Origin of the sequence: Cohnella lupini (genome assembly GCF_003386205.1) — a bacterium.
Taxonomy (GTDB): domain Bacteria; phylum Bacillota; class Bacilli; order Paenibacillales; family Paenibacillaceae; genus Cohnella; species Cohnella lupini.
In genome coordinates this window covers 38,428-63,922 of sequence record NZ_QRDY01000007.1, presented here as the reverse complement: position 1 = coordinate 63,922, position 25,495 = coordinate 38,428, and the positions used below count along the sequence as shown (strand labels likewise).

General features: G+C 50.2%; 19 protein-coding genes. 5 read left to right on the top strand and 14 right to left on the bottom strand.

Annotated features, from left to right (window positions below; all coding sequences use genetic code 11):
- Positions 1-189: 189 nt before the first annotated feature.
- From DFP95_RS14085 to DFP95_RS14050, 6 genes are all read right to left on the bottom strand, one after another.
- Positions 190-414 carry a hypothetical protein gene (locus DFP95_RS14085; RefSeq protein WP_115993279.1) on the bottom strand — a complete coding sequence of 75 codons (225 nt, stop codon included), beginning with the start codon at positions 412-414 and terminating at the stop codon, positions 190-192.
- Between the two features lie 213 nt (positions 415-627).
- The gene (locus tag DFP95_RS29390; protein ID WP_245987657.1) at positions 628-4,575 is read right to left on the bottom strand and encodes a fibronectin type III domain-containing protein; all 3,948 of its coding nucleotides are present in this window, start codon (positions 4,573-4,575) and stop codon (positions 628-630) included.
- Positions 4,576-4,859: 284 nt separating this feature from the next.
- Entirely contained in the window at positions 4,860-6,320 is a 1,461-nt protein-coding gene (locus DFP95_RS14065) for an amidase family protein (RefSeq protein WP_115993278.1), read from the bottom strand.
- Between the two features lie 76 nt (positions 6,321-6,396).
- Positions 6,397-7,014 (bottom strand): TVP38/TMEM64 family protein, encoded by a 618-nt coding sequence (locus DFP95_RS14060; RefSeq protein WP_115993277.1) that lies wholly within the window; start codon positions 7,012-7,014, stop codon positions 6,397-6,399.
- A 172-nt stretch (positions 7,015-7,186) separates the two neighbouring features.
- On the bottom strand, positions 7,187-9,148 hold the full coding sequence (locus DFP95_RS14055) for a copper amine oxidase N-terminal domain-containing protein (RefSeq protein WP_115993276.1): 1,962 nt from the start codon (positions 9,146-9,148) through the stop codon (positions 7,187-7,189).
- A gap of 171 nt (positions 9,149-9,319) precedes the next feature.
- Positions 9,320-9,898 (bottom strand): 50S ribosomal protein L25, encoded by a 579-nt coding sequence (locus DFP95_RS14050; protein ID WP_115993275.1) that lies wholly within the window; start codon positions 9,896-9,898, stop codon positions 9,320-9,322.
- 290 nt (positions 9,899-10,188) lie between these two features.
- On the opposite strand from DFP95_RS14050, the gene DFP95_RS14040 reads away from it, so the two are divergent.
- The 4 genes from DFP95_RS14040 to DFP95_RS14025 all read left to right on the top strand — a co-directional run bounded on the left by DFP95_RS14040 (position 10,189) and on the right by DFP95_RS14025 (position 14,454).
- Positions 10,189-11,376: a glycosyltransferase family 4 protein gene (locus DFP95_RS14040; protein WP_115993273.1), complete on the top strand. Its 1,188-nt coding sequence runs from the start codon at positions 10,189-10,191 to the stop codon at positions 11,374-11,376.
- Entirely contained in the window at positions 11,376-12,479 is a 1,104-nt protein-coding gene (locus DFP95_RS14035; protein WP_181907412.1) for a glycosyltransferase, read from the top strand. The genes DFP95_RS14040 and DFP95_RS14035 overlap by 1 nt, the downstream gene beginning before the upstream one ends.
- The gene (locus DFP95_RS14030) at positions 12,472-13,551 is read left to right on the top strand and encodes a mannose-1-phosphate guanylyltransferase (protein ID WP_115993272.1); all 1,080 of its coding nucleotides are present in this window, start codon (positions 12,472-12,474) and stop codon (positions 13,549-13,551) included. The genes DFP95_RS14035 and DFP95_RS14030 overlap by 8 nt, the downstream gene beginning before the upstream one ends.
- Before the next feature lie 81 nt (positions 13,552-13,632).
- Entirely contained in the window at positions 13,633-14,454 is an 822-nt protein-coding gene (locus DFP95_RS14025) for an alpha/beta hydrolase (RefSeq protein ID WP_115993271.1), read from the top strand.
- A 136-nt stretch (positions 14,455-14,590) separates the two neighbouring features.
- Here the strand turns inward: DFP95_RS14025 and DFP95_RS14020 are convergent, their stop codons facing one another.
- The 8 genes from DFP95_RS14020 to DFP95_RS13985 form a co-directional block, all read right to left on the bottom strand.
- Positions 14,591-15,322: an N-acetylmuramoyl-L-alanine amidase family protein gene (locus DFP95_RS14020; RefSeq protein ID WP_115993270.1), complete on the bottom strand. Its 732-nt coding sequence runs from the start codon at positions 15,320-15,322 to the stop codon at positions 14,591-14,593.
- A gap of 148 nt (positions 15,323-15,470) precedes the next feature.
- Positions 15,471-16,616, bottom strand: coding sequence for an efflux RND transporter periplasmic adaptor subunit (locus DFP95_RS14015; RefSeq protein ID WP_115993269.1), 1,146 nt, complete (start codon positions 16,614-16,616; stop codon positions 15,471-15,473).
- A gap of 16 nt (positions 16,617-16,632) precedes the next feature.
- Positions 16,633-17,511 (bottom strand): carbohydrate ABC transporter permease, encoded by an 879-nt coding sequence (locus DFP95_RS14010; RefSeq protein ID WP_115993268.1) that lies wholly within the window; start codon positions 17,509-17,511, stop codon positions 16,633-16,635.
- A gap of 15 nt (positions 17,512-17,526) precedes the next feature.
- Positions 17,527-18,408, bottom strand: a complete 882-nt coding sequence (locus tag DFP95_RS14005; RefSeq protein WP_115993267.1) for a carbohydrate ABC transporter permease — start codon at positions 18,406-18,408, stop codon at positions 17,527-17,529.
- Positions 18,401-19,804, bottom strand: a complete 1,404-nt coding sequence (locus tag DFP95_RS14000; protein ID WP_181907410.1) for an ABC transporter substrate-binding protein — start codon at positions 19,802-19,804, stop codon at positions 18,401-18,403. The genes DFP95_RS14005 and DFP95_RS14000 overlap by 8 nt, the downstream gene beginning before the upstream one ends.
- Positions 19,805-20,551: 747 nt before the next feature.
- Positions 20,552-21,679 carry a WD40 repeat domain-containing protein gene (locus DFP95_RS13995; protein ID WP_115993265.1) on the bottom strand — a complete coding sequence of 376 codons (1,128 nt, stop codon included), beginning with the start codon at positions 21,677-21,679 and terminating at the stop codon, positions 20,552-20,554.
- Positions 21,676-23,136, bottom strand: coding sequence for a sensor histidine kinase (locus DFP95_RS13990; protein WP_115993264.1), 1,461 nt, complete (start codon positions 23,134-23,136; stop codon positions 21,676-21,678). Before DFP95_RS13990 ends, DFP95_RS13995 begins: the two co-directional genes overlap by 4 nt.
- A 4-nt stretch (positions 23,137-23,140) precedes the next feature.
- Positions 23,141-23,833, bottom strand: a complete 693-nt coding sequence (locus DFP95_RS13985) for a response regulator transcription factor (protein WP_115993263.1) — start codon at positions 23,831-23,833, stop codon at positions 23,141-23,143.
- 129 nt (positions 23,834-23,962) lie between these two features.
- Here DFP95_RS13985 and DFP95_RS13980 point away from each other — a divergent pair, with 129 nt between their 5' ends.
- The gene (locus DFP95_RS13980; RefSeq protein ID WP_115993262.1) at positions 23,963-25,438 is read left to right on the top strand and encodes a spore germination protein; all 1,476 of its coding nucleotides are present in this window, start codon (positions 23,963-23,965) and stop codon (positions 25,436-25,438) included.
- Positions 25,439-25,495 lie beyond the last annotated feature (57 nt).

Below are 25,495 nucleotides of genomic sequence, written 5' to 3'. Positions count from 1 at the left end.
TGATACGGCTGAAAACGAAATCCCAACGTCTCCCGTCTCCCGTTGCATGACAATCCGCTCTTCTCGCGTGAAATTCCTCTCAGAGAGTTGGTTTGGTGGTGCAGCTATACTTTTTATGGCTACAGTCTCTTCGATGAGTTGGTTTGGTGCTGCAGCTATACTTTCTATGGTTACAGTCTCTTCGATGAGTTAGTTTGCTGATGCAGCTATACTTTTTATGGCTACAGTCTCTTCGATGAGTCGGTTTGGTGGTGCAGCTATACTTTTTATGGCTACAGTCTTTTCGATGAGTTGGTTTGGTGCTGCAGCTATACTTTCTATGGCTACAGTCTCTTCGATGAGTTGGTTTGGTGGTGCAGCTATACTTTTTATGGCTACAGTCTGCTCGGCAGGCATGTTGGCTGCTGTAGCCATTCTTTCTATGCTACTGCCTGCTTGAAGTCTGCCGACTGATATTTAACCAAAGCAACCTTACCTCTCCTCAAACTATTCTCGCTATTCCCTGCCTCCTGAGTGAAAGGGATAGTGACAAAAGCAATTGCGAATAACGTTGTTAAAAAGACCGTAGTAAAAAAGGCACTTACAAGCGGGTTCGCCGCTAGCAAGTGCCTCATGAATCTCAATACATCAGTACGAAGACAGAACGGATCCGGAGATTACGGTAATCGTCGAGATGCCGGGACCGGTCCAGCCCACCGCGAGATTATCGCCGCCTGCTCCTTCTTTATGCAGCACTTCGAAGTAATAAGCCTGCCCGGCGGTAAGCGTAACAGCGGCCGCTTGCTGCGTCGTGTGTTTGTTCCATTCCCTGACTCCCGTATACTCGTATACGTTCGCGATCATGGACTTATTCGACGGGCTGTTGTTCGTGCTTAGGAATAACTGGCTCTCGTCGTCGCCCGAGATATAGAACGTATAGGATCCGGTTGTCGTAGGGGTAATATACCCGCGAATCCTCGCTCCGTAGTTGTCGTCCCAGTTCGTAGGTCCTTCCAGACTGGTTAACGTAGAAGTGCCGGATGGCGTAGTACCCGTAGGAATACTGGAAATCGACGTACCGGAAATTCCGGTCCAGTATTCTCTCACGACGCTTCCGCTTCCTCCGCCGCCGGACGCGTTCGTCGTCACGCTAAGCGCACTGCTCGCTGCGGACGAGTTGCCCGCCGCATCCTTTGCTTTGACGGTGAACGAATACGCAGTATTCGCCGTTAGCCCGCTCACCGTGAAAGTCGTGCCCGACGCGGAACCCGCAAGCGTAGAACCGTTGTAGACGTCGTAGCCGGTAACGGCAACGTTATCGGTTGACGCGGTCCACGACAGGCTGACGCTCGTGCTGGTCTTCGAAGGTGACGTTAAACCCGCCGGAGCCGTTGGAGCTTGCGTATCGCCGCCTCCGCTTCCGCCCATGTTCACGTCGCAGGATTTCCCGACTCCGACTAGAGGATCGCCGAAAGTGCTATTTCCGCAGAAAACCGAATTCGTGTAAGTACCGTAATTATAGCTGCCGTTCGCTCCGTAACGTACTTCCTTCGTTCCGGAGAAGCTGCACGTATTGTTCTCGCCAGCGCAGAATACCCAATTGGCGGACGAAGCCGCATTGGTCGTAACGCTAAGCGAGTTGCTAGACGCGGACACGTTGCCAGCCGCATCCTTCGCTTTGACAGTGAACGCATACCCGGTGTTGGCCGTAAGACCTGTCACCGCGAACGTCGTAGCGGATGTCGTTGAACCGGCAAGACTCGATCCGTTGTAGATGTCGTAGCCGGTTACCGCCACGTTATCCGTCGATGCCGTCCACGACAGATTCACACTCGTATCCGTTTTCGAAGGAGACGTCAGGCTTGATGGAGCGGTCGGAGCCTGATTATCGGTCTGGCTCGAGTTGTTGGTCGTAACGCTAAGCGAGTTGCTGGCCGCGGACAGGTTACCCGCCGCGTCCTTCGCTTTGACTGTAAACGTGTAAGCCGTATTCTCCGCTAGACCGCTCACAGTGAAGGTGGTGCCGGACATCGCTGTTCCCGCAAGCGTGGAACCGTTATATACATTATAGCCCGTCACCGCCACGTTATCGGTCGATGCCGACCAGGACAAATTCACGCTGCTCGCCGTCTTGGACGGAGAGGTCAAGTTCGAAGGCGCCGTAGGTGCTTGCGTATCCCCGCCTCCACCGGTTCCCGCAAGATTAACTTCGCAGGATTTGTATGCCCCCGGAGCCGGATCGCCGAATTGATTCGTCGAACACATGACGGAGTTCGTGTACGTCCCGTATGCATAGCTACCGTTCGCGCCGAAACGAACCTGCTTCGTTCCCGAGAAGCTGCACGTATTGTTCTCCCCCGCGCACAACACCCAGTTCGCGGCAGGATCCGTCGTCACGGTTACGCTATTGCTGGCAGACGAAACGTTATTCGAAGCGTCCTTCGCTTTAACCGTAAACGTATACGCCGTGTTAGGAGTGAGCCCGCTCGCGCTGAAGTTCGTCGCGCTAGGACCGGTAGTGGATCCGGCAAGCGTCGTTCCGTAGAATACGTTGTATCCGGTTACGCCAACGTTATCCGATGAAGCCGACCAGGACAAGCTCACGCTCGTATCCGTAAAGGCTGTCGAAGCCAGATTCGTCGGAGCCGTCGGAGCCTGCGTATCGCCGACTTCCGTCGTTACGTTCAAGGTATTGCTGGCCGCGGAGACGTTGGTTGCCGCATCCTTCGCTTTGACAGTGAAGCTATACGCCGTGCTTGGCGTAAGCCCCGTGACCGTGAACGTCGTTGCGCCGGCACCGGTAGTGGATCCGGCTAACGTTCCGTTCTTGTAGATGTCGTAACCGACGACCCCTACGTTATCGGTCGAACCCGACCATGCAAGATCAACGGTTACGTTGGACTTGGAAGGCGACGTTAACGTCGGCGCCGTCGGCGCTTGAGTATCCGGTGGACCAGTGAACACGTTTACGGACTGCTCTTTCAAATGAGCGCGTCCCTCATTGTCCCAGACGACGAGCGTTACCCGGTAGATACCCGGATTCTGATACGTGTACGTCGGGCTTACCGTGTTCAGCGGCGGCCCTTCGCCAAGATCCCATAGATTCTCTGAGATCGACCCGTTGTCCGTCGACGAGTTCGTGAACGTGATCGGTTGACCGAGCTGCACGCTAAGCGGCGCGCTGAAATTCGCCACAGGTTTCGGATTGCTGAATCCGCGGCTCGTTAACTGAGTGTTCGTGCCGTTGCCGCTTACCGTATTGTTGCTCCATTCGAGATGAGATGCGGAGGATGGATATTGATCGATCGAAGGGCCTCCGTTACCGGTGATGATGTTGTTAATAAAACTAAGACGATCTACACCGGCAGCGTTCGTGATCTCGATCGCTTTCCTGCCGTTGTTGATGATTTGGTTGCTATCGAACGTTAAGTTCTGCGAGTTTCCATGAATTCGAATAGCGTTTCCGTCATATCCGGGATAAGCCGCTGCGGGATGTCCGGCCGCTCCGTTCTTGAAGATGTTCTTATAGAAGTATTGGAATTGCTCGATTTCTCCCGTGCCTTCGCCTTGAAGCTGCATGCCCCACATGACCATGTTCTGGACCGTATTGTAGCCCCAGTATTGATAGCCGGTACCGGGAGATTGCTGCATGCCGACTTGTTGACCGCCGTCTACCAAGTTATCCGTCGTGACGCCATGATCGACCATGACTTCTAGACCCATTCCCTGAACGGTTCCATCGGTCGTGTGCACGGTATTCCTTCTCACCGCGACATAAGCGGAACGAACGGCACTGATCCAGTGATCCGTTATATTGTCCTCGATGACGGAATTGTTACAGCCCGTATGCAGTTCGATCGCTAGTCCGTGCTCGTGCAATCCGGAACCCAAGACCGTATTGCCTCTGACTACGACGCCGCTGCACGTATCGTTCGCAAAGATGCCTCCACGTCCGGTGTTGGTTATCGTATTGCGAAGAATCTGCGTGTTGTTGGAATTCCAGCCTGCCCGTATCGCGCCGCCCCAAGTGGAGTTCACGCCGATGTTCGTGAACGTATTGTCGGCGATGATAGAATTGTTCGTAGCGGACAGCAACACGCCGAATGGCGCGAATCCATCCGATTTGATCAAATCCTTGATAATGTTGTGGTGGATATTATGGCTGCCGCCAGGTTCTCCCCAGATACCTGAGACGACATGGGTATTATTGTTCCCGTCCAAAGTCAGTTGAGCGACTTCGACTCCCGTCGTATTGCTCAAAGTAATCATGTTGTTGTCCGTCGTTCCGCTATATTTGATAATCGTCGTATCTTTGCTTTGTCCGATCAGCTTAATGCCCGATTTAGCTGCAATAGTACTAGAAATATAATAAGTCCCTGCCGGAAAATAAACCGTATCTCCGCTGGTAGCCGCCGTTATGGCGTTCGTGATTCCTTGCAAGTCGTCGGAAGTATCTCCCCCGTTCGCCCCGTAAGCGGTTACATTTAGTGTCGCCGCGAAAGCCGAGGGTAGCGGGATAATCGGCAATAACATCACCGTTGCGAACAGAATGCTAACCAGCCGTTTCTTCGCACTCGTTCTTCTTCCTTTCATCATCAATCCTTCATCTCCTTCGCTCGATTGGTTTTGTAGCTGTCCGATAATTCCTCCCTGCGATCGGATTGCCTTTCTTTGTAATCGGTTATAAGCGGTTTACCTCCTTTCCTCTATCATGTTTACACGAGATAACCGTGAGGACTACTGTTCATATCGAGAAACAATCCGCTTAGGACTATGTATTTTGCGATTAGCTTTATTGCTAATCCTTCCAAATCAAAAAGGACATTCGCGGGCAGTTGCACCGTACGAATGTCCCGCAATTAACCTCAGTAATCATTATTTCAATCTAAAAAGCTTTTCAAGGAAGGAGCCTTGCGGAACTTGGAATGCTGTTCGAATGAATAAGCAAGTTTAATCAGCGTCGGCTCCTCATAGGCACGCGCCGAGAAAGTTACGCCGAACGGAGGTCCGGCTTGCGTATATCCAGCCGGTACGATGATCGAGGGATATCCGGCGCGTGAAGTGATTCGGGATCCGAAATCGGCTGGAAATAACAATGCATCCAATTGATGTTCTCGCATAGTCGCGTCTATTCCGTCCTCCTTACAAAGCTTCAGATCGGTAGCGCGATCGTGAATATAACGAGGCTCGGTCAAGGTGCCGGATGTGTTGTACTCCGTATCGATGAGCGTTTTCTGGCCGTATTTCAACGTTTCCATCGGGTGGCGGTTGTTGAATTCGATGATCTCCTTCAGCGAGCGCATAGGAGCATGAGGACCAAGCCTTGCTAAATACGCATTAATCGAAGCTTTGAATTCGTTGAGGATAACCGTGGAATACACGATGCTTCGCGCAGTCGGAATGTTCGCAGGGTCAACGATCGTAGCGCCTTGCTCCTTCATGATTTCAACCGCTCGATTGAAGATGCTTAGCTGCTCCTCCGTTAACTCTTCTTGGTAATAGTCTCTGGGAATGCCGATTCGCGCCCCCTTTAGTCCATCCTTGTCCAAGAAAGAAGCATAATCCTTGGATTGCTTGCCAATACCTCCGCCCATAGCCGCATCCCGCTCATCGTGTCCGAGCATGCCTTGAAGTAACAGAACGGCGTCGGTTACCGTCCTAGCCATCGGACCTGCCGTATCCTGTGAATTGGAAAGCGGTAGAATTCCCGTACGGCTTATCAATCCTACGGTCGGCTTGATACCCGCTATCGAGCTTAGATTGCTCGGATTCAAGATGGAGCCCGACGTCTCCGTTCCAATAGCCGCCGCGCAGAAATTCGCCGCAACCGCAACGCCGGAGCCCGCGCTTGACCCGCCGGTCGGAGTTGAGATGTTGTACGGATTCAATACTTGTCCGCCTCGAGAGCTGTAACCGGAAGGCATTCCTTCCGTCATCATGTTAGCGAACTCGGTCATATTGGCCTTACCAAGAAGAATGGCACCGGCATCGCGAAGTTTCTTCGCGATGAACGCGTCTTCGCTCGCGTAAGAGTTCGCCAGAGCGAGAGAGCCCGCGCTCGTGTGCATCATGTCTCCGGTATTAATATTATCTTTCAATAAGATCGGTATGCCGTGAAGAGGACCCCGCGAACCGCTCCGAAGTCTCTCCGAATCCAGCGCATCCGCGATGAACAAGGCATCCGGGTTGATCTCCAGCACGGAATTCAGCGTCAATCCGTTCTTGTCGTGTTCGGCTATCCTATTCAAATATTGCAAAACCAATTTCTTGGAGGTCAGTTCGCCCGACGTCAAAGCCGCTTGAATGTCCGCGAATGTCGCTTCGATGATTTCAAATCCCATATCGATCATCCTCCTCCATTAATTCCGCGTATGAACAAAAAGGAACGCCTTCATCGGCATTCCTCGTTCCCGGTCCTTACAAATGCAGTTGTTTATCCGCGGTGATTCTATTTCCTCTTTGTTTTTTGAAAAATTGACTGATGAAGAATGCGACTACCACAACGATGCAGAATGCCACGTAACTGCCGATCAACCATTTGGTATCCCGGCCTGGAATCAAGATCGAAGAGCTTATTATTCCATACAGCCATATTTGCGATAAATTCCCAATGACGGACGACATAAAATAAGCATACAGCTTAATGCTAGAGACCGAAGCCATCAGAGAGATGACGTTATTCGGAATAATCGGCAATGTCCGCAGCAAGATGAGAGTCCACACTCCGTACAATTCGAAATACCTCTGCCACTTCTCGTATCGTCCTTCTTTCCTCTTGATCTTGCTGTTAAACCATTCGGAGAAAAAAGACCTGCAGCAATAAAAAACGAGATTCGCTACGATAATGCTGGAAATCCAGCTCGTAAGCAGCCCGTACGTCAATCCCATAGCCGAAATGTTTAGCACGATCAGAATCGTATAGGGGAACAATCCAAGCACTCCTTGGACGATCGTCAGCGGGAACGTAAGCAGGAGCACGTAAAATCCCGAGAGGGAGGTGCTTTCTAGCAAGTTTTTAATCCAATCGCTTAGCATGAGCAACTATCTCCTTCGACGCGTAATCCTTTAAACCATAACACATAAACGGGAACATGGAGCTAAAGGTGTATAAAAATTATGGACTTAGTCGCGAGCATCTCCGATAAGCCCGTTTGTTATCATTAAAACGACCCGCCATCGGCGGGTCGAAATCGGATCACAATCGATATTACGATAGGATAAACGTCACCTTGCCGTTCACGAACGAAACCGCGTCGAAATTGGAGTATACCCATGTTTCGATCGATTTGCCCGCTGCTGTCGCCGTACTCTTGGCTGTTGGATTTCCCCAGGAGAATTGGACCTGTTCTTTCGTCATTCCGAGCGATACTTTTCCGGCTTTGATCTGCTTCCAGACGGACGGAGACCACTTATACCTTTTGTACGGATCATAGTTCAGGAAAGAAGAACTGTCCGCGAACAGTTGCGTCACGTAACTGGAAGACATGGGATAACTCTTCAAAGTTCTGCCTGTAGCCGACTTGAACTCGATTACGAAATCCCCGGTGCTATCCGGAACGATATCGGTAACCGTAACCTTCGAGAACCGATCCCAATCTTGGAAATAGTTCAACCAATAGCTTCTGCCGATATATTTGACTAAGCTACCTTGCGCCGCCTTCTTGACCAATGCCGCCGTTTCCGCGGAAACGACGGACAGGCGCGCCTCTCCGATAGAAATGTCGGCTTGCTTCCATTTGGCGTTCCATTGGACTTTCGCGTCCAGTATTTCCGTTAGTATCGAGGCAGGAAATAACGTATCCCCTTTGTCGCTCAATGGCGCGGCTTGCAAAGTGATGTCCTGGCCGTTAAGGGTGGCTTTCTTATCGCCCGTCTTTAACGTTAAGGAGGTCTCTTCTCCGAGTTTCACCGTAATCGAGCCGCCCGCTGCGGTAACGGTGCCTCCCATCGCTTGAAATATCGGTTTAACCGGGAGGAACACGACTCCGTTAACCAGCTTTGAATATTTCAAATTACTTTTTGGACTGGCGGAAATCTTGACGGACTTCGTTAACCCGCTTGACGTCACGGTTAACGTCGTTTGACCGACGCCGAGTACCTTGAAGCTTCCGTTCGGTTGAATCTTGAGCATATACGGCTTATCCGCTTCGACGTTCGAATCGTCCGCCTTTACTTTGAGCTTGGCGCCGTTGGAATACGTCTCTTGAATATCCACCTTCAAGCTGTCGCCCAGGAAGGTTTTCTGAGCGGACACGGCTACGTCGAGCTTAATCACGCCAGGTACGTCGACCGGCTTGACTTGGCCGTCGTCGTATTTCACCCAACCGCCGTCGCCGCTCATCGCGAAGAAGTGCTCGGAATCCTCGTATACGGCTGTTCTCACGATTTGATTAAGCCCTTGAGCTTGATTCGTAAGCTTCCATCTATCTTGATATTCACCCGTCGTCCAAACCGTACCGTCTTGGCGAGTCACGATTAATACATCCGTAGTATTACCGGAGGCGTAGGAGATGTGAACCGCATCTTGCGCCACCGTAACCGGGATAATTTTGCCGTTGTCGTCGAAATTGGATGCCTCAAAGACGACGACTTTACCGTTAGTATAGAGCAACGCAACCCGTCCGAAGTATACCGCGATACCCTTTACGGACGAAGCATCCGAGATCGTACCCAGCTTCTGATAGGATTCGATGTTATAAGGATCTTGGTATAACACATCGCCATTCTGGGACAAGGCGCCGAATGCTCGATTGCCGTACCCGATGAACGAGATCCCTTGGAGCTTGCTTACTTTGCCGACGCTGTTCCATACGCTACCGTCGTTTTTCAGCCAGTAGAGTCCTGATGCTTGCTTGACTCCGACTTGATCCGCTACGGCTTTCGGCCCTTTGGCATAATTCCATTCGACCAAAGTACCCTCGCGGTTTATGCCGTAACCTTCCCTCTCGTCGCCGGTCAAATATTCGACGTCACCTTGCGTGTGGATCAATCGAGAAAAATCGATCCTCGACCATACGGAGCCGTCGTCCATCAAATACGTATCTTCCCCGATAATGTCTTTAATCTTCGGAGCCGAGTCCGCGGCGGATGCCGTACCTGTTATCCAACCGCTCCAACCTAAGCTAACGAATAGAACGATGGATAGCGCTAAGCGAACCTTCTTCTTCATTTCAGTACCTCTTTCTAGTCTAAGTTGTTTTCCGACTCCTTAGCATTCGACGCCGATCGCCTTTCACCTTCCAGCATTCTCCAAAAATTGACGCAAAAAAGCCGCGCAGACGTCATTCCTGCGCGGCGAAATTTAGCTTGGACAACGATTCGTAATTGGGCGTTCAATAGGTTAAGCGACAGGCTTCTCTTCCGCGACGGGAGCATCCGGACTTAACACTTTAATGAGCATGACCGACGCATCCGTCAGGATCTCGACTCCCTCGGGAATAGACAAATCCGATACCAGGAGCTGGTCCCCTATACCGAGCTTGCTAATATCGACTTCGAATGCGGCGAACAATTTGTCCGGCATGCAACGAATTTCGACCTCGTGAACCTCGGTTTGAAGGATGCCTCCCTCTACTAGTCCAATCGGATTTCCCGTGAAGTGAATAGTCGCTTTCGTGTCGATGCTCTCGTTCATATTAATCTGATGAAAATCAACATGAGTCCATTTGCCCGTTAACATATCCTTCTGAACCTCTTGAACGAGAACGGGATGTTGTCCGCGCTCTGCAATGGCAGCCTGCAAAATGGCCTTCGGATTTTTCTTCAGCGCGGCGAACAGTTGCTTGGCATTCACTACGATTGGAATACTCGTAATGCCTACGCCATATACGACGCCTGATATAAAGCCTTGATTTTTCAGTTGTTTCACTTGCGATGAGGGAAGATTGGAACGATCCGTTAATTGGATAGTGTTACTCATAGCTTATTAGCCCCCTCTTGAATAGCTATAAGCGTATCATGTTTATTTCCGAATGTACAATTATCGCCGGAATTGACAGATATTGATTAGGGTGCTATTGTTTAAGGAGGAACTAAATTTTGCCAAATTAATTATAATATCATATCACATTTTACAAATCAATATGTATTTCACCCGGGTCATGACGACCGAACTAAATATTCGCTTTTACGCCAGAAATAAAGTTAATCTTTATTTCTTTTTTTTATTTCGGTTTTTTGTAAATTTTTATATTTTGAGGAGGTTTTTGGATGGTATCGACTTTAAATAAGAAGAACGTAGCGTTCCTAGGCACCTATCTCCCAAGGGAATGCGGATTGGCTACTTTTACGCAGGATATGATTAACGAGTTGGAGACGATGAGCGACTTTCATCCGCCGCGGGTCATAGCGGTGAACAACAACGCGACTTATGCCTATGGCAAAAAAGTGATGATGAGCTTCAATCAGAACCATAGATGGGAATATATAAGAATCGCTTTGGAGCTGAATCGTTCCAATATCGATCTGCTAGTCATTCAGCATGAATTCGGCATCTACGGCGGAAATAGCGGCGAATATCTCATCGATCTCGCGGAGAGGCTGACCGTTCCTTTTATCGTCATATTCCACACGGTTCTGTCGTCTCCGAATCCTAAGCAATTTCAGATCGTAGCCCGTTTAGGCGAGCTAAGCTGCAAGTCCGTTACGATGGCGCAAAGCACGAAGAAGGATCTTCATGCCATCTACGGGATCGCATTGAACAAGATCGAAATGATTCATCACGGGGTTCCCCAACTGGAGACGGAGTCCAGAGAACGCCTCAAAGCTTTATACGGCTATGCCGATCGTCAAGTCATCTCTACCTTCGGTTTTCTAAGTCCGGGTAAGGGAATCGAATACGCGATCGAAGCGATGCGCGAAGTCAAAGAAAGCCATCCCGATGCCCTCTACATCGTATGGGGCAAGACGCATCCCGTAGTGAAACAGGAAGTCGGGGAAGTGTATCGGCAGAAGCTGCAAGCACTCGTCTCCGAGCTAGGGTTGGATAACCATGTCGTATTCGTCGATAAGCTGCTCACGCAAGAGGAAGTCGTTCATTCTCTCGTCCTGTCCGACATCTACATGACTCCTTACTTAGGCAAGGAACAGGCGGTTAGCGGCACGCTCGCTTACGGAATAGGTTACGGAAGAGTTATCATCTCTACACCTTACCGGTACGCAACGGAGATGTTGGCCGACGGGAGAGGATTGTTGGCGAATTTCCGCGATCCGAAGTCTCTGGGAACCGGTATTCTGGATATTCTCGATCATCCGGAGAAAAAGCTGCATATGGAGCAGAGGACGCTTGATCTTGGACGAACGATGATGTGGAATCAAATCGTCAAACAATATGCGGGACTCATAAGGGATTCCGTCGCTGCCCATAGCAGTTATACGAACCATGGGAGCGTGATTTAATGGAGAAAATCATATTAAAACCGTTGCAATCGAATTATTTGCGCAGGCTAACGGATGATACCGGCATTTTTCAGCATACCAAATTCGGAATTCCGGATCGGACGAGGGGCTATACGACCGACGATAATTCCCGCGCTCTGATCGCGGCCGTCATGCTTCACGGCAACGATAAGGACGCCGGTTGGCTCGAACTCGTTAGCACTTATCTATCCTTCGTCCACCATGCCCAGAACGAAGACGGAAGCTTCAAGAATTTCATGGATTACAATCGTACTTTCACGGAGCAAATCGGCTCGGAGGATTGCTTGGGACGATGCATATGGGCGCTCGGTTTCGCCGTATCGGATTCCAACGTGCCGGACAGCCTCCACAATAGCTGCAGATATATGATTAACCAAGCTCTTCCCCACATTGCGGCACTGCAATCTCCGAGAGCGATTGCGTATGCCCTAGTCGGTCTGTGCTACTTGCTGGAAACCAAAAACTCTCTCTCCTACTCGTTCCCGTATCCTCATACGGACAAGACGGAGGACGCCTCCAAATTTCTGCCGCACAAATTGATCAGAGACTTAGTCGAAGGATTGGCCGATCGCCTGCAGACGCAATACGATCAATACAGCGGTTCCGATTGGCATTGGTTCGAAGACAGCATCACTTACGGGAATGCCATGTTGCCATGGGCGTTGTTCAAAGCTTCGCGTCTGTGCGAAAGAACGGATTTGCGTCATACCGCGAAAGCCAGCTTGGATTTTCTTGCTTCGTTAACCTTCACGGCGGAGGGATATTTCAGGCCGATCGGAAGCAACGGATGGCTCGTTCGGGGAGAAGAAGCAGCGCGATATGACGAGCAGCCTATCGAAGCCTGCGAGATGCTCCTTGCCTTCCGCGAAGCTTACGAAATTCTGGGAAGCCCCTCGTACCTGCGTCAGGCCAACTTATGCCTGGATTGGTTTCATGGCCGCAACTCTAGCAATCACTCCATGATAGACCCGCAGACCGGCGGTTGCTACGACGGCATACATGCAAGCGGGCTGAATTTGAATCAAGGCTCGGAAAATATCATCTCTTACTGCATCGCGTATTCGGTGATCCAACATGCATAAGTTCGTAACGATACTGGCAGGCGGCGGGGGCACGCGGTTCTGGCCCTTGTCCCGGCAGGAAATGCCCAAGCAATTACTGAACATCAGCGGTAACGACATTATGCTGAACGACACGATCGGCCGGTTTAGCGGCGTCATTCCGCTCGAGAATACGATCGTCGTAACGAATTCGTCGCAAGCGGTTCAGTTGGAAAGCATCATGCATATCAGCGTCCCCGCCAGCAATATTTTAGTGGAGCCTATCGCGCGCAATACCGCCGCCAGCATACTCTACGCGGCATTGTTCATCGATCGGAAATTCGGCGACTCCCTGATGGTCGTGTCTCCGTCCGATCATCATATTACCGATGAGGTTAAATACAGGAAGACGTTGACCGAAGCATGCGCCGTCGCCGAAGAGACGAATAAGATCGTAACGATCGGCATCAAGCCTACTTTCCCTTCTACCGGCTATGGCTATATCTCCCACTCCGGCGATACGTATATGACCGAGCCGTGCAACGTGTATGAAGCGGTCGAATTCGTCGAGAAGCCTAGCTTCCTCCTGGCGGAGGAGTACTTGGCTTCGGGAAGCTATCTATGGAATAGCGGTATATTCATCTGGAAAACGTCGGTGATCATCGATAACTTCAAACGGTTTTTACCTAGACTTTACAAGACGATGCTTCCTCTCGTGGAAGAGATCAATCAAGATAATCGGGAAGAAATCGTGCGCGATATCTATCCGAACCTTCCTAATATCTCGATCGATTACGGAATATTGGAACGCAGCGACGAAGTCGTCGTCATCAGCGGGGATTTCGGCTGGAACGATATCGGCAGTTGGGATGCTCTCGGCGCTATTATTCCTCCGGATGAATTCGGTAATATCGTAAAGTCGAAACATCTGGGCATTCAGACGAGAAATTCGATTATCTATGGCGAAGAGAGGCTCATCACGACCATCGGAATCGATGGATTGATCATCGCCGATACCAAGGATGCTCTTCTGATCTGTTCGAAGGATCGGGCGCAGGACGTGAAGGATATCGTCGTCTTGTTAAAGAAAAACGGAATGCGGGAGTACATTTAATGCATTTTCATCGCCCTCGGGAACGGATTAGGCATGCGAACATAGACTAAAGCCTAGTACTCCATAAGGATGTGGGCTTAAATGTATTATCGGAATACGACACCTTGGGCGCATGGGTCATATCCTCAAGTCGACCAACGTTATTACGGCTATTATCGGGATGCTCAACAACCTCTCACCTTCGTGCTCGTTCACGGTTCTTGGGCGGATACCAGCTTCTGGGACGGCGTTGCCGCGGAATTGCGCAAGCAAGGACACACCGTTTACGTTCCCGAGTATGCGGGCCACGGCGGATATCCGACGGATGGCGTGACCCATGCGATGATTACCAAATCGGTCGTGGACTTCATTACCGCGAACCAACTGAAAGACATCATACTCGTCGGGCATAGCTTCGGCGGTTCGGTCATTCAGAAGGTAGCGGAACAAGTTCCCGACAGACTGAAGCGAATCGTTTTCCTTAACGCTTTCGTCGTGAATGACGGCGCGTCCCTCGCGGATCAATTCCCGCCCGAGTCCAAAGCAGGCTTCATGCAGCTTAGAAAAGCGAGCGGGAACGATACGATCATGCTGCCCTTCCCCGTCTTCCGGGAGACGTTCGTTAACTTGGCCGATCTGCCGTTCGCCCAGCAAGCATACAGCCGAATATTGCCGGAACCCGCCACGCCTCTCTTCGAGAAGCTCGATCTCAAGAAGTTCTTTAAGCTAACTACTCCGAAAAGCTACTTATACTTGACGGAGGACAACGTCCTGCCTCAAGGCGAAGGTTACGGTTGGCACCCGCATATGTCTAGCAGGCTTGGATTGTTCCGATTGGTTAAGACTCCCGGAGATCATTTCTCCGCCATCATCTTGGAGCCTGCCCGAATTGCCCAGCAGCTCTACGTAGCATCAAGAGACTAAACTATTGAATGCAACTACGGAGCGACTAATAATCGTACCGAATTGAAATTCTAGAATAGTTCCGGATCAATAAAACACCCCCTATCCATTGGATAGGGGGTGCACGTGTGTAGACGACTAATCGAATAATGGCATTTTACTGTCGATCTTGAAAATATTGCTTCAATCCATCCACGATCGCTTGCGCTATGCGGGCTTGTCCGTCCTCGCTTTGGATGAACGCTTCTTCGTCCGGATTCGAGAGGTATCCCGTTTCCATTAACACGGCGGGCATCTCGCTTTCCGAAAGTACTTTGAGCTGCTCGTTCCTTACGCCCCGATCGACTAGTCCCGTTTTTTCCAGCATCTTGCTATGAATGGTTTCCGCCAGTTGAAGGCTGTTTTCTTTCTCGTAATACACTTCCGTCCCGAAAATGGATTCATCCGTGTAAGAATTGCCGTGGATGGATATCAATGCGTCCGCTCCCCAGTCGTTGGCTATTGCCGCACGATCCCCCAACTCCACGAATGTATCGTCGTTTCGGGTTAGGCGCGCTTCGAACATCGGCTCTTGCTGCAGTAAGTCGTACACTTTAAGCCCGATGGCAAGCATGTCCGCCTTTTCCTCGATACCGCTGTAGCCCGGCGCGCCCGGATCATTACCGCCGTGTCCCGGATCGATAACGATCTTGAAGACTTTATCCGACGATAATTTAACGTCTTCGGCTTCTTGCTTCACCGGAGTTTCGGTTGAAGCCTCCTCTTTACTAGGCGCGCCGTCGATTCGATTGCCGCTCTGTATAAATAAGAAAGCACCGCCGAGCACTAATAAGAAAAAAAGAAGAACGGCGGACTTTGAAGATCGATTACGTTTCCCGCGATTGCTCATGGTGTCCTCCTTAAGATGTTAGGAATAAGTCACTTCATCATTATAAATCTCGGAAGTCACGGGAGTATCTTAAACTTGTCACCAACTTGTGTAGAAAATGGTAGAGTACGTGGCACGACGTGCCGTTACGGGTCATGCTTGCGGTTACCTACAACCGAACCCGTGTCCCGTCCATAATGGCATGGTCGCCAACCACGATGATCTGTTGCTCCTCGAACAGTCCCTCGCTAACGGCCGTCATGCTGCCGTTGGAATCGGATTTCTTGATCGGTGTCCTCACGGCGTAATAGGCGTTGCCGAGCGGGCCTTGTCTTTCTTCTAATGTGAAGACGTAACTCCCTTCATTATCCTCGAGAATCACTTGGTTGGATAGTAGAATTTCTTCCTCCGGGTTCGATTTCAGAATTTGAACCTTCACTCGTTCGCCCCCTTGAAGAGACTTGTCTTGCAACGAGACGGTTAGCTTCTCCGTCGCGACCGCAGTCTGATTCCCTCCCATCGAGTCGGAATCTTCGTCGACGGGAGGACCGTCTCCCGCTTCGATGCTCGCGACTTTACCTGCAAGAATGCGGGTCTTCTCGCCGGAGAGCAGAACGTCAAGATCCTCGCCCTCCTTCATCAATGCCGCTACGTCCGCCGGAATCTGGAGATCGATGCGGAATCCCGCCGACGCGTTGGCAAGCCGAATATCCGGCTCGCCGGAAGACGCGAGTCCGACTACCGCGTTGACATCGGTGACGATTCCGGCAAACGGGGCGACGATTCGACGATGCTCCTCCAGCTCGCCCATTCCGATTTGAATATGCGACTTCTGGGTCGCGATGTCGATCTTCGCCAGCTCGATGGCCGACGAAGCGCTTGACTTGGCCATCTCGTCCTCTGTTTGCATGGCTTGAATATACTGTTGCTCTAACTGCTTCATGGATAATTCAAGCTTCTGCAAAGCAGATTGCTCGTCGGCCAATTGCTGCACGGCGCTGCGATCATCGTATTCAACGAGAGTTTGGCCTTTTTCCACCTTATCTCCAACTTGAACAGGTAATTTCTCGACGATCCAATTCATCGGATTTAGCAAGTCCCTCTCCATCTCCGATCGAACCGTCGCGCTTCCTTGATAAGAATGAACGAGCGCCCCTTTGCTGCTCTGAATCGTCGCCACTTTCGGCAACGTAAGCGCTTGGAGGGTGTTTCCTAGCAACGTGCAAATAACCAGCAACGCGATGAATAAGACGGCAATCAAGCGAATTTTGCGTTTTTTCTTATCCTGCATCGGCTGAGTTGACTCCACTTTCATTGCGATCACTCCCGAACTATCCTTTAATGCCCGACAATTGAATTCCTTCAATAAAGTACGATTCCGCGTAAAGGAACAATAAGACGAGCGGAGTCATGTACAGCACGGAGGCTGCGAACCCTATCCCTCTAGCTTCTTTGTCGATCTGGGCCAAGTAAAGCGATAAGGGCTGCTTGGCGGAATCCTGAAGGAAAATGAGAGGCTGTTCGATCATATTCCAATAATCCACGAATAGCAGCACGATCAATGCGGCCAAGCCCGGTTTGACCATGGGAATAATGATCCGCGAGAAAATCGTCCATTGTCCTGCCCCGTCTATCTTAGCCGCTTCGGTATACGCGTTCGGAATATGAGCCATGAACTGTCTCAGCATGAAGACTCCGAATGCGCCGAAGATGCCGGGTAATATAATCGCAGCCTCATGATTCATAAGCCCAAGCTTGTCCACGACCAAATAATTGGGAACGAGCGTTACCTGAAAAGGCATAAGCATCGTCATGATGTAGAGCATGAACAGCTTATCCCGTCCCCAGAAGCGCAGCTTGGCCAATGCGTATGAGGCTAATGCCGCGATAACCGTCTGACCCGCGATGATAGGCACGACCATAGCAGCGGAATTCCAGAACATGCGCAAATATTTAGGCGAAAAGATAAGCAGCTGCGTATACTGCTCCAACGAAAGCCAATCGGGCAAAATCTTCAAGTTGACGAAAGCGTCTTTACCTCCTGCCGCCACGTCCGTCATCTGGCCGATCAGATCGTAATTCCTTCCGATTTCCTGCTCCGTCATCAGAGAGTTCGTAAAAGTAAGCAGAATGGGAATCAGCATGGCTGCGGCGACCGCTCCGAGCATAATCGTCAGGGCAATCATAGGTAAAACGTTTAATTTCTTCATCCCGCACCTCCCGCCTTACTCCATGAATTCCCGGAATCGGCGTTCTACCCGCAATAATCCCGTCACTACGATAACGATGCAACCTACCATAAGAGTGGCCGCAGCGGTTAGCTTCTGGATATCCAGCGAGAAGAACATATTGTTCATGAAATGCTGCATCATATAAATCCGGTCGTACGGATAGTCGCCGGCCAGCAAATAGGTCTCGCGGAACACCTTGAACGAATTAATAATCGATATCAGAAGCACGAAGAACATCGTCGGCGTTAAATAAACCAAAGTCACGTGAAATAGCTGTCGTACTCGTCCGGCTCCTTCGATGCGGGCCGTCTCGTAATAATCCTGGGGAATCGTCTGCAAGCCCGCCAGAAACAAAATCATGTTATAGCCGATGTTCTTCCAAATATACATAACGACCAGTACGCCCATCGATCCATCGGATTGCAGCCAATCGACTCGCGCCATGCCGTAATGGTGCAGCCAAGCATTTAACGTACCGTTCCAATCGAAGAAGATTTGCCATATCATTACGATCGAAGCAACGGGTACGACGAGCGGTAAAATAAAAGCCGTTCGCAGCCAATTACGCAGAAATAAGGGACGATTCAGCAAGATAGCCAAGAAGAGCGACAACGCGATAAGCAGCGGCACGCTAATGCCGGTAAAGAGGAACATATTGGATGCCGCTTTGCGAAAGGAGCCGCTGGCAAGCAGCTCCTTGTAATTATCGAGGCCCACGAACGTGCCGCCAATCGCATTGTCCGTGAACGACTCATAGATTCCCATTGCGAACGGAATCAGGTAGAACATAGCGAACCCGATCAAGCTTGGCGCGAGAAACATCAAGGCAACCTTCCAATCGCCGCGCGCTAATCTCCCGAATATATTCTTACTCATTCAAGATGGTCGTCACTTTATTCTGTATGAGCTTCGCTACCGCCTCGGCCGATTTCTGTCCGCTGAAATACGCTTGCGACTCCTCGGAGATGATTTCCCCGATTTTATCCGATTGGTAGGCTACCGCATGTACCGCTCCTTGAACGAAGCTCTCCAGCTCGCCCAGCTTCGCTTCGTCCACCTTGAACTCTAGTCCCTGGAGCGGCCCTTCCACGTAAGCCTTTACGGTTCCCTCTTTTTTCAATTCCGCGATCTGCTTGGCGAAGTTGTTCTTGTTAATGGGGATGCCCGCGGATTCCGGCGGCGTCTCGATCTCTTCCGACATCATGAACTTGATGAAATCCCACGCCTGGTTCTTCACCTTGGAATTCGCGTTAAGGCCGATCGTTCGATAAGACCGGAAATAGCCTCCTTCAGCCGTGTCTTGGGCGTGCGGCTTCGTGAATAGCTTGGTGTTCTCGCCGTTCTCCCTAAGCGATACTAAGTAGTCCCATGGAGAATTGATCTGGGTGGATTGAAAATACGAGTTCCTTCCTCCTTCGACGATAACGCCGTCGTCGACCATCCCCTTAACCTGCTGCATTAATCCGCTGAACGACGCCGATTCGAAATTCGCTTTGCCGTTAGCCTTGTCGATGAACAGCGGGTAGTTGTCTTTGACCATCTCGCTAAGCATATAGTTAGCAGGGTAGCTAAAAGCCGCCGTATTGCCGTCCGTCTTGGCCAAGTCCTTCGCGGTTTGCGCAAAGTCGTTCCAAGTCCACGTTTTGTCATTTACTTTCACGCCGGAATTCGCGATCGCTTTCTCATCGCCGGTAAAACCCATGAGGAAGAAGGACAATGGCATGGCATAAAGCCCCTTGCCGACCCGGGCGCCGTCCAGGATGTTGGAGAAATAATCCTCCTTCTTGAATGTAGAATCCTGATCCATCATTTCGCCCATATCGGCTAGCAGATCGTGCTTTACGTAGCTGTCGGTAGGCAGTAAATCCAATTCCAGCATATCCGGCCCTTTGCCCGCCAGCATGGCCGTATTCGTAGCTGTCGTATATTTCTCCAGCTCCGCTTCCAAGTGGGAATTATCGGTCTCCACGTTCTGAAGCTTGATCTCGATATTCGGATGCAAGGCTTCGTATTTCTTCTTCGCTTCCTTAAAGCGATCGTCGGGCCAGAACGTTGAGAATACGACCGTCGCCTTGGCGTCTAAATCCGGCGATTTCGTCCCTCCCGTACCTGCTGTGCCCGTCTCCACTCCCGAATTCGTACCGATGTCTCCGGAGGAGCCGGTCTGGTTACTCGGGGTCTGTTGTCCGTTACCTTCATTACTCGAATTGCTACAGGCGACTAAACCGAATACAAGAGTAAAGCTTAATATGGCGTATGTGATTTTTTTCATTGCGCACCCCTCTCCACCAGAATCCATACTTGATTATGGCTTTTATAATGTATAACACGGATGTCATCAAAGCTTCTTCGACTTGTAAACAAGTTGTCACGGACGGTTATAACATCGAATAGACGCCTGAATGGGCGCTTGAATGACGCCTAAGCGGTTACTACTCAGGTGCCCGCTTGTCCAGTACGATGGTAATCATCGTTATTCGAGCCAATGAGCGATATTGAAATCAAAGTAGGATGAAGAACATCGCTATTAATCGAATATTCGGAAGGAATACGATAAATTGAGAACAATAGCGATGATAACCATCTTTATCCAGCTCATATTTTGATCATGCATCGAAATTACATTGAATAACATCGCAATTTGATATGTACCCAGGAGAGCTTTCTTTTATAGACCTGAGTAGTAACGGCCCGATTCGACTGTAGATGCAGGAGATAGTCCGATTTCGTTACTATATCGGCTCGATTCGACTGTAGATGGCGGAGATAGTCCGATTTCGTTACTATTTCGGTTCGGTTGAGAGGAATTGTCGGGGAGATGGAAACGAAGTATTCGAGTAACGGGAGCAAATTGGGTGAAATAATTTGGAGCTGCACGAAATATTCGATTAAAGCAAGATGAAGAACGTTAGCTACCTAAGTAGTAAAACTAAGTGTGAGCAACAAAAAAGCCTCTATTACGAGATAAAGGGATACCCGCACGGGTTCCATTATTTCGAATAGAGGCTTATAACCAGCTTTATTGGAATTCGATGATGAACGGGCTATTAGAAATTACCGCCGGTGCCGCTTCGGCGGCCTGGGACGCCCTGGAGTAAGGCTTACGGCCTTGTACGAGAAGCTTGCCGTTGTCCGGACTCCATGACATGCGAGACGAAACGACGCCTTGGTAAACCATCTTCTCGTTCAGCAGATTGTTGCCTTGAAGCTTGCTCACGTAAATCTTGTCTTCGTTCGTCGAGAAGGCCATATATTGGCGATCCGAGGATAACTGAAAGCCCACCACCTGCTCCCTGAGCACGGAAATCATTTTATTTCTCCTATCGTACAAGAATAAGGTCCTGTCCGTGCCGACAAAAGCGATCTGATCGTTATTAAGCCAAGCGACTTGAATGTCCGCGCTTAAGGAATGCTCGTATTCGGTGGAGAATTCGCTGCCTTGCCATGTCCCTAACTGAAAGCCCCACCCCTCATACGTCTCCTTAACGATCAGCGCGCTTTTTCCGTCATCGGCAAGGATAGCCGAAGAAAGGTTCATTTTTTCTTTGCTTCCCGGTATGGTATACGACTTGCCGATTTTTTTGTTCACGTCGTATACGCTTATTCTTGTTTCCTTGATTCCGGCATCTCCCAATAAATAAGATACAAATCTGCCATTCGGAGACCATACTGAACTTCCCAATAAGAACTTGCTGGTAGTAATCGTATCGATTACTTGTTCCTGCCCATCGGATAAGGTAAGTAATTTAATTTGAAAGCCACTCTCTCCCCGGGCAAATCCGGCCATATAACGTCCATCCGGCGAAAATCCGTCAATAGAAATATCGGGGCCAGGGCTCGGTAGCTTCATCAACTTATCGTAAGGGTATCCGACGCGGCCAAGCAACTGCTCGGGACTCTTATTCCACAGCGAGACGACAAGAGATTCCGGTCCCACCCATACGTACCCTTCGTTGTTTTCCGAATCCACCGAGGGCAAGCGATAAATCGTCTTCACTTCGAACGGAGCGTTAGCGGGTGCGGATGCGACCTCCGTCTCCGTATCCGGGATAATAATCGTTTCCGATTGCAATCTCCCCATGCAGCCGGACATTGCGGCGACGAGTAGAGCAATGAGCGATATCCCGGCAAGATTTCGAATTTTCATATGGGCAGCCTCTCCGGTTTCATATAAGGTAATTCCGCATATACGCTCGTTTGTCCATTATCGCTGACGATGCGGATGCTCCCCCCTGAATCGTCGATAATCGCCTTGGCGATGCTAAGCCCGAGTCCCATGCTCCCCGCCTCTTTTTTCTCCCGGTCGGACTGGTAGAAGGGCTCGAATATTCTCGTCAAATGATCGGGCGCAATCGTATCTCCGTCGTTAACAACCGAGATCAGGACGGAATCCGTAGCCCTCTCGGCCGTTACCGCAATCTCCGAGTTGGCATAGCCGTATTTGATCGCATTGTCGATAAGATTAATGAACACTTGCCTAAGCTTATCGGATTGCGCAAGAACGTACAGTCCTTCCCCCGTCTCGCACCTAATGTCCTTATTATATCGCTTCGCTTTGAAGTTCATCGAATCGCAGACGTCCCGCAATACCTGTCCGACGTCTATTCTGTCGTATTCGCCCGATCCGGACGATTCCTGCGACAGCTCTAGCAAATGAAGCACCAAACCGTGCAAACGTTGGCTCTCTTCGACGATATGGGTCATCCCTTTGCGGAAAAAAGCCTCGTCCTTTTCCCCGTTTTCCCGGATCATCTCCGCATAGCCCAGTATCGACGTTAACGGTGTCTTAAGCTCATGGGTGACGTTATCGAAAAATTGCTTCCGCTCGGAGTTCAGCTTCTCCAGTCTATCCCGATCTCGTTCGATTCTGCCGATCTGGTGTTTGATTCGTTCGATCATGTCGTTGAAATTACCGGCCAGTCGACCGATTTCGTCCCTGCGTCGCAACGTTAAACGAACATCAAGGTTTCCGTTCGTGACCTCCGTCGAAGCTCTCGCGAGCTTCACGAGCGGAATCGTGATGTGGCGGGAGAGTAAATAAGAGAACAGGAACGCGGCGGCGAAGATCGCGAGCGCGATATAGAAAACCGCATTTAGAATTCTTCCGCTTTGTTCGTACAATAATGAAAATTCTTTCGCGTAACGCAGAATGCCCACCTTGACTCCGTCAATGACAACGGGGTAAGAGTATAGCACCGAGGCCGTACCGTTCTCGTAAGAGATCGTATACGCCGTGGCACCCCCTAACGCTTGCTTAAGATCCTCCTCGGAACCGCCCGAGAAGGAGTCCGTCTTCGAAGAGTAGAGCAACACTCCGCCTACCGTATAGGCGCTAACCTCGCTGGAGGTCGCGTAGCGTAGATCTCCTACCATTTCCTCGGCTACCTGTCCGAAGTAAAGATCGTCGTTCGTGAAGTGGTTAATCATGAAAGCTTGACGCACGTAACCGTTCCCGTTCTTCTTCAAACCGATCAAATCGTCCGTAATGATATTCTGATTGCTGGACTCGATAATCCGCATGACGGTCTGGTTCAATAATAAGAACGACACGCAGAAGATCAAGAAGAAGCCGACGATGAATTTCGCCCTTATCGTTCGAAACATTCGCTTAATCCGCGCCCTTCTCGAATTTGTAGCCGATGCCGAAGACGGTCGTAATCAGATCGTTCGCGTCCAGCTTTTTGCGCAAGCGTTGAATGTGATTGTCTACCGTTCTCGTTTCTCCGGCGTATTCGTAACCCCAGACGTATTCCAGCAGTTCTTCCCGCGTGAAAATCCGACCTCTATTGCCTGAAAGCTTGACCAGTAAGTCGAATTCCTTCGGCGTTAACTCGATGACTTCTTCGTTTTTTCGGACTACTCTTTCGTGTTTAACGATTTCGATATTCTTGAATCGGATTCTTTCCGTTTCTACTTCCACGCCTTTGCTAGCTTGCGCCATCCGTCTGAGAATGGTGCGAATTCGCGCGATAACCTCCCGCAAATCGAACGGTTTCGTAATATAGTCGTCGGCGCCGAACTCGAGACCGAGTATTTTATCGGTAATATCGGATTTCGCCGTAATCATAAGAATCGGAATATTGTAATCCGCGGTTACTTTTCTACAAATATCGAGTCCGCTTTGATCGGGAAGCATCCAATCCAGCAGTAGTAGATTCGGTTTGAACTGTTCCATTGCCCTTAATCCGTTGGCTCCATTGCCGGCAATCATCGTTTCGAAGCCCTCCTTGGTCAAGCCGTAGGCAAGCAAATCCGCGATCGCTTCTTCGTCTTCGATAATTAGAATTTTCGTCTTTTCCATCGGGAACTCCAGTCCGCCTCTCTCGGGTGCTCATATACGTTTTAATCATAGCACAATCCGACTTCGCACATAAAACGTTCGCCTTTTCCTTACAGCCCCTTAATCGCATAATTCTTCCTTTTCCGGAGCATGATAAGGAAAACCATAAGTCGGGAGGGCTCCATCCTGGTTCGCAAAGGTACCGGCAAGCTCATTGTCGATCAAATCACCGAACGGCTGGGGATATCTCCGGACTTTGTCTGTCATGAGATACATATTAAACCCGGCTCCAGCGTTTATTGCATCTTCATTACGACGATCGTATCTTCCGACGTTATCGATGAAATCCTACTAAAACCTATCCAGGAACAAAGTCGACACGGGGAAGTCTCGGAGGATCTTATAGAATGGCTTAGATTATTAATTCCCAAAGCGGAACTAATGGCTTTCGAAGATGCATCGGAAGGCATACGCAACCTTCTGGAAGGTCATTGCCTTCTCATTCCCGCCTCTAGCGACCGCTTTCTTTGCTACGACGTATCCCAGGGTCAGAACAGAAGCATATCCGAGCCGTCGACGGAATCCTCCATCCGCGGACCGAGAGAAGGCTTCGTCGAGGATATCGCAAGGAATGTCGCGTTAATCCGCAAGCGGTTGAAATCGGAGCATCTCGTGTTCGAACAGATGGTTATCGGTACCGAGACCAGAACCAAAGTGTACTTATGTTATGTCGATAACATCGCTTCTTCGCAAGTCGTAGACGAATTTCGGCGGCGCCTTAAAGCCATTCATACGGATAGCATTCTGGAGAGTTCCTATATCGAAGAGTGGATTCAGGACACGGCGATTACCCCGTTTCCTCAATTAACAAGCACGGAACGTCCCGATTCCGTCGTAGCCAAAATTATAGAGGGCCAAGTCGGCGTCCTTACGGATGGAACCCCGATCGTTCTGATCGGTCCGATTACCTTTTTCCAACTCTTCAACTCTCCCGAGGATTATTATCAGAGGGCGGACTTCGCCACACTCTCGCGCTGGCTACGCATGTTCGCCTTTTTATTAGCCATATTCACGCCGGCGTTGTATATAGCGGTTGTCAGCTATCATCAAGAACTACTCCCTACATCACTGTTAATCAGCTTGGCGGCGCAGCGGGAGGAAGTTCCTTTCCCGGTTTTCTTCGAGGCTGCGATCATGACGATTACCTTCGAGATCTTGAGGGAAGCCGGCTTGCGTATGCCGCGTATCGCCGGTCAATCCATATCGATCGTCGGCGCGCTCGTATTGGGCGAAGCCGCGGTGGAAGCCGGACTCGTGTCCGCAGCCATGGTTATCGTCACATCCCTTACCGCCATATCGAATTTCGTCTCTCCGAATTATAGCTTCGGAATTGCCCAGAGAATCATTCAGTTCGCGTTTATGCTTCTTGCCGGTTTTCTAGGATTGTTCGGTCTAATGTGCGGGGTATTCTTTCTATTGATTCACCTCGTTTCCCTACGATCCTTCGGCGTGAAATACATGTCTCCGATAGCTCCGATAGCCGTCTCCGAGTGGAAAGATACCTTGGTACGGGTACCCAGATATATGATGAAGCGTTTTCCCAAGAAGAGAACGGCTACCAAATAAGAAGGTGCATATAGATGAGAGCTTCCTTTACCCTTCTAGTGCTGTTACTATGTTGCA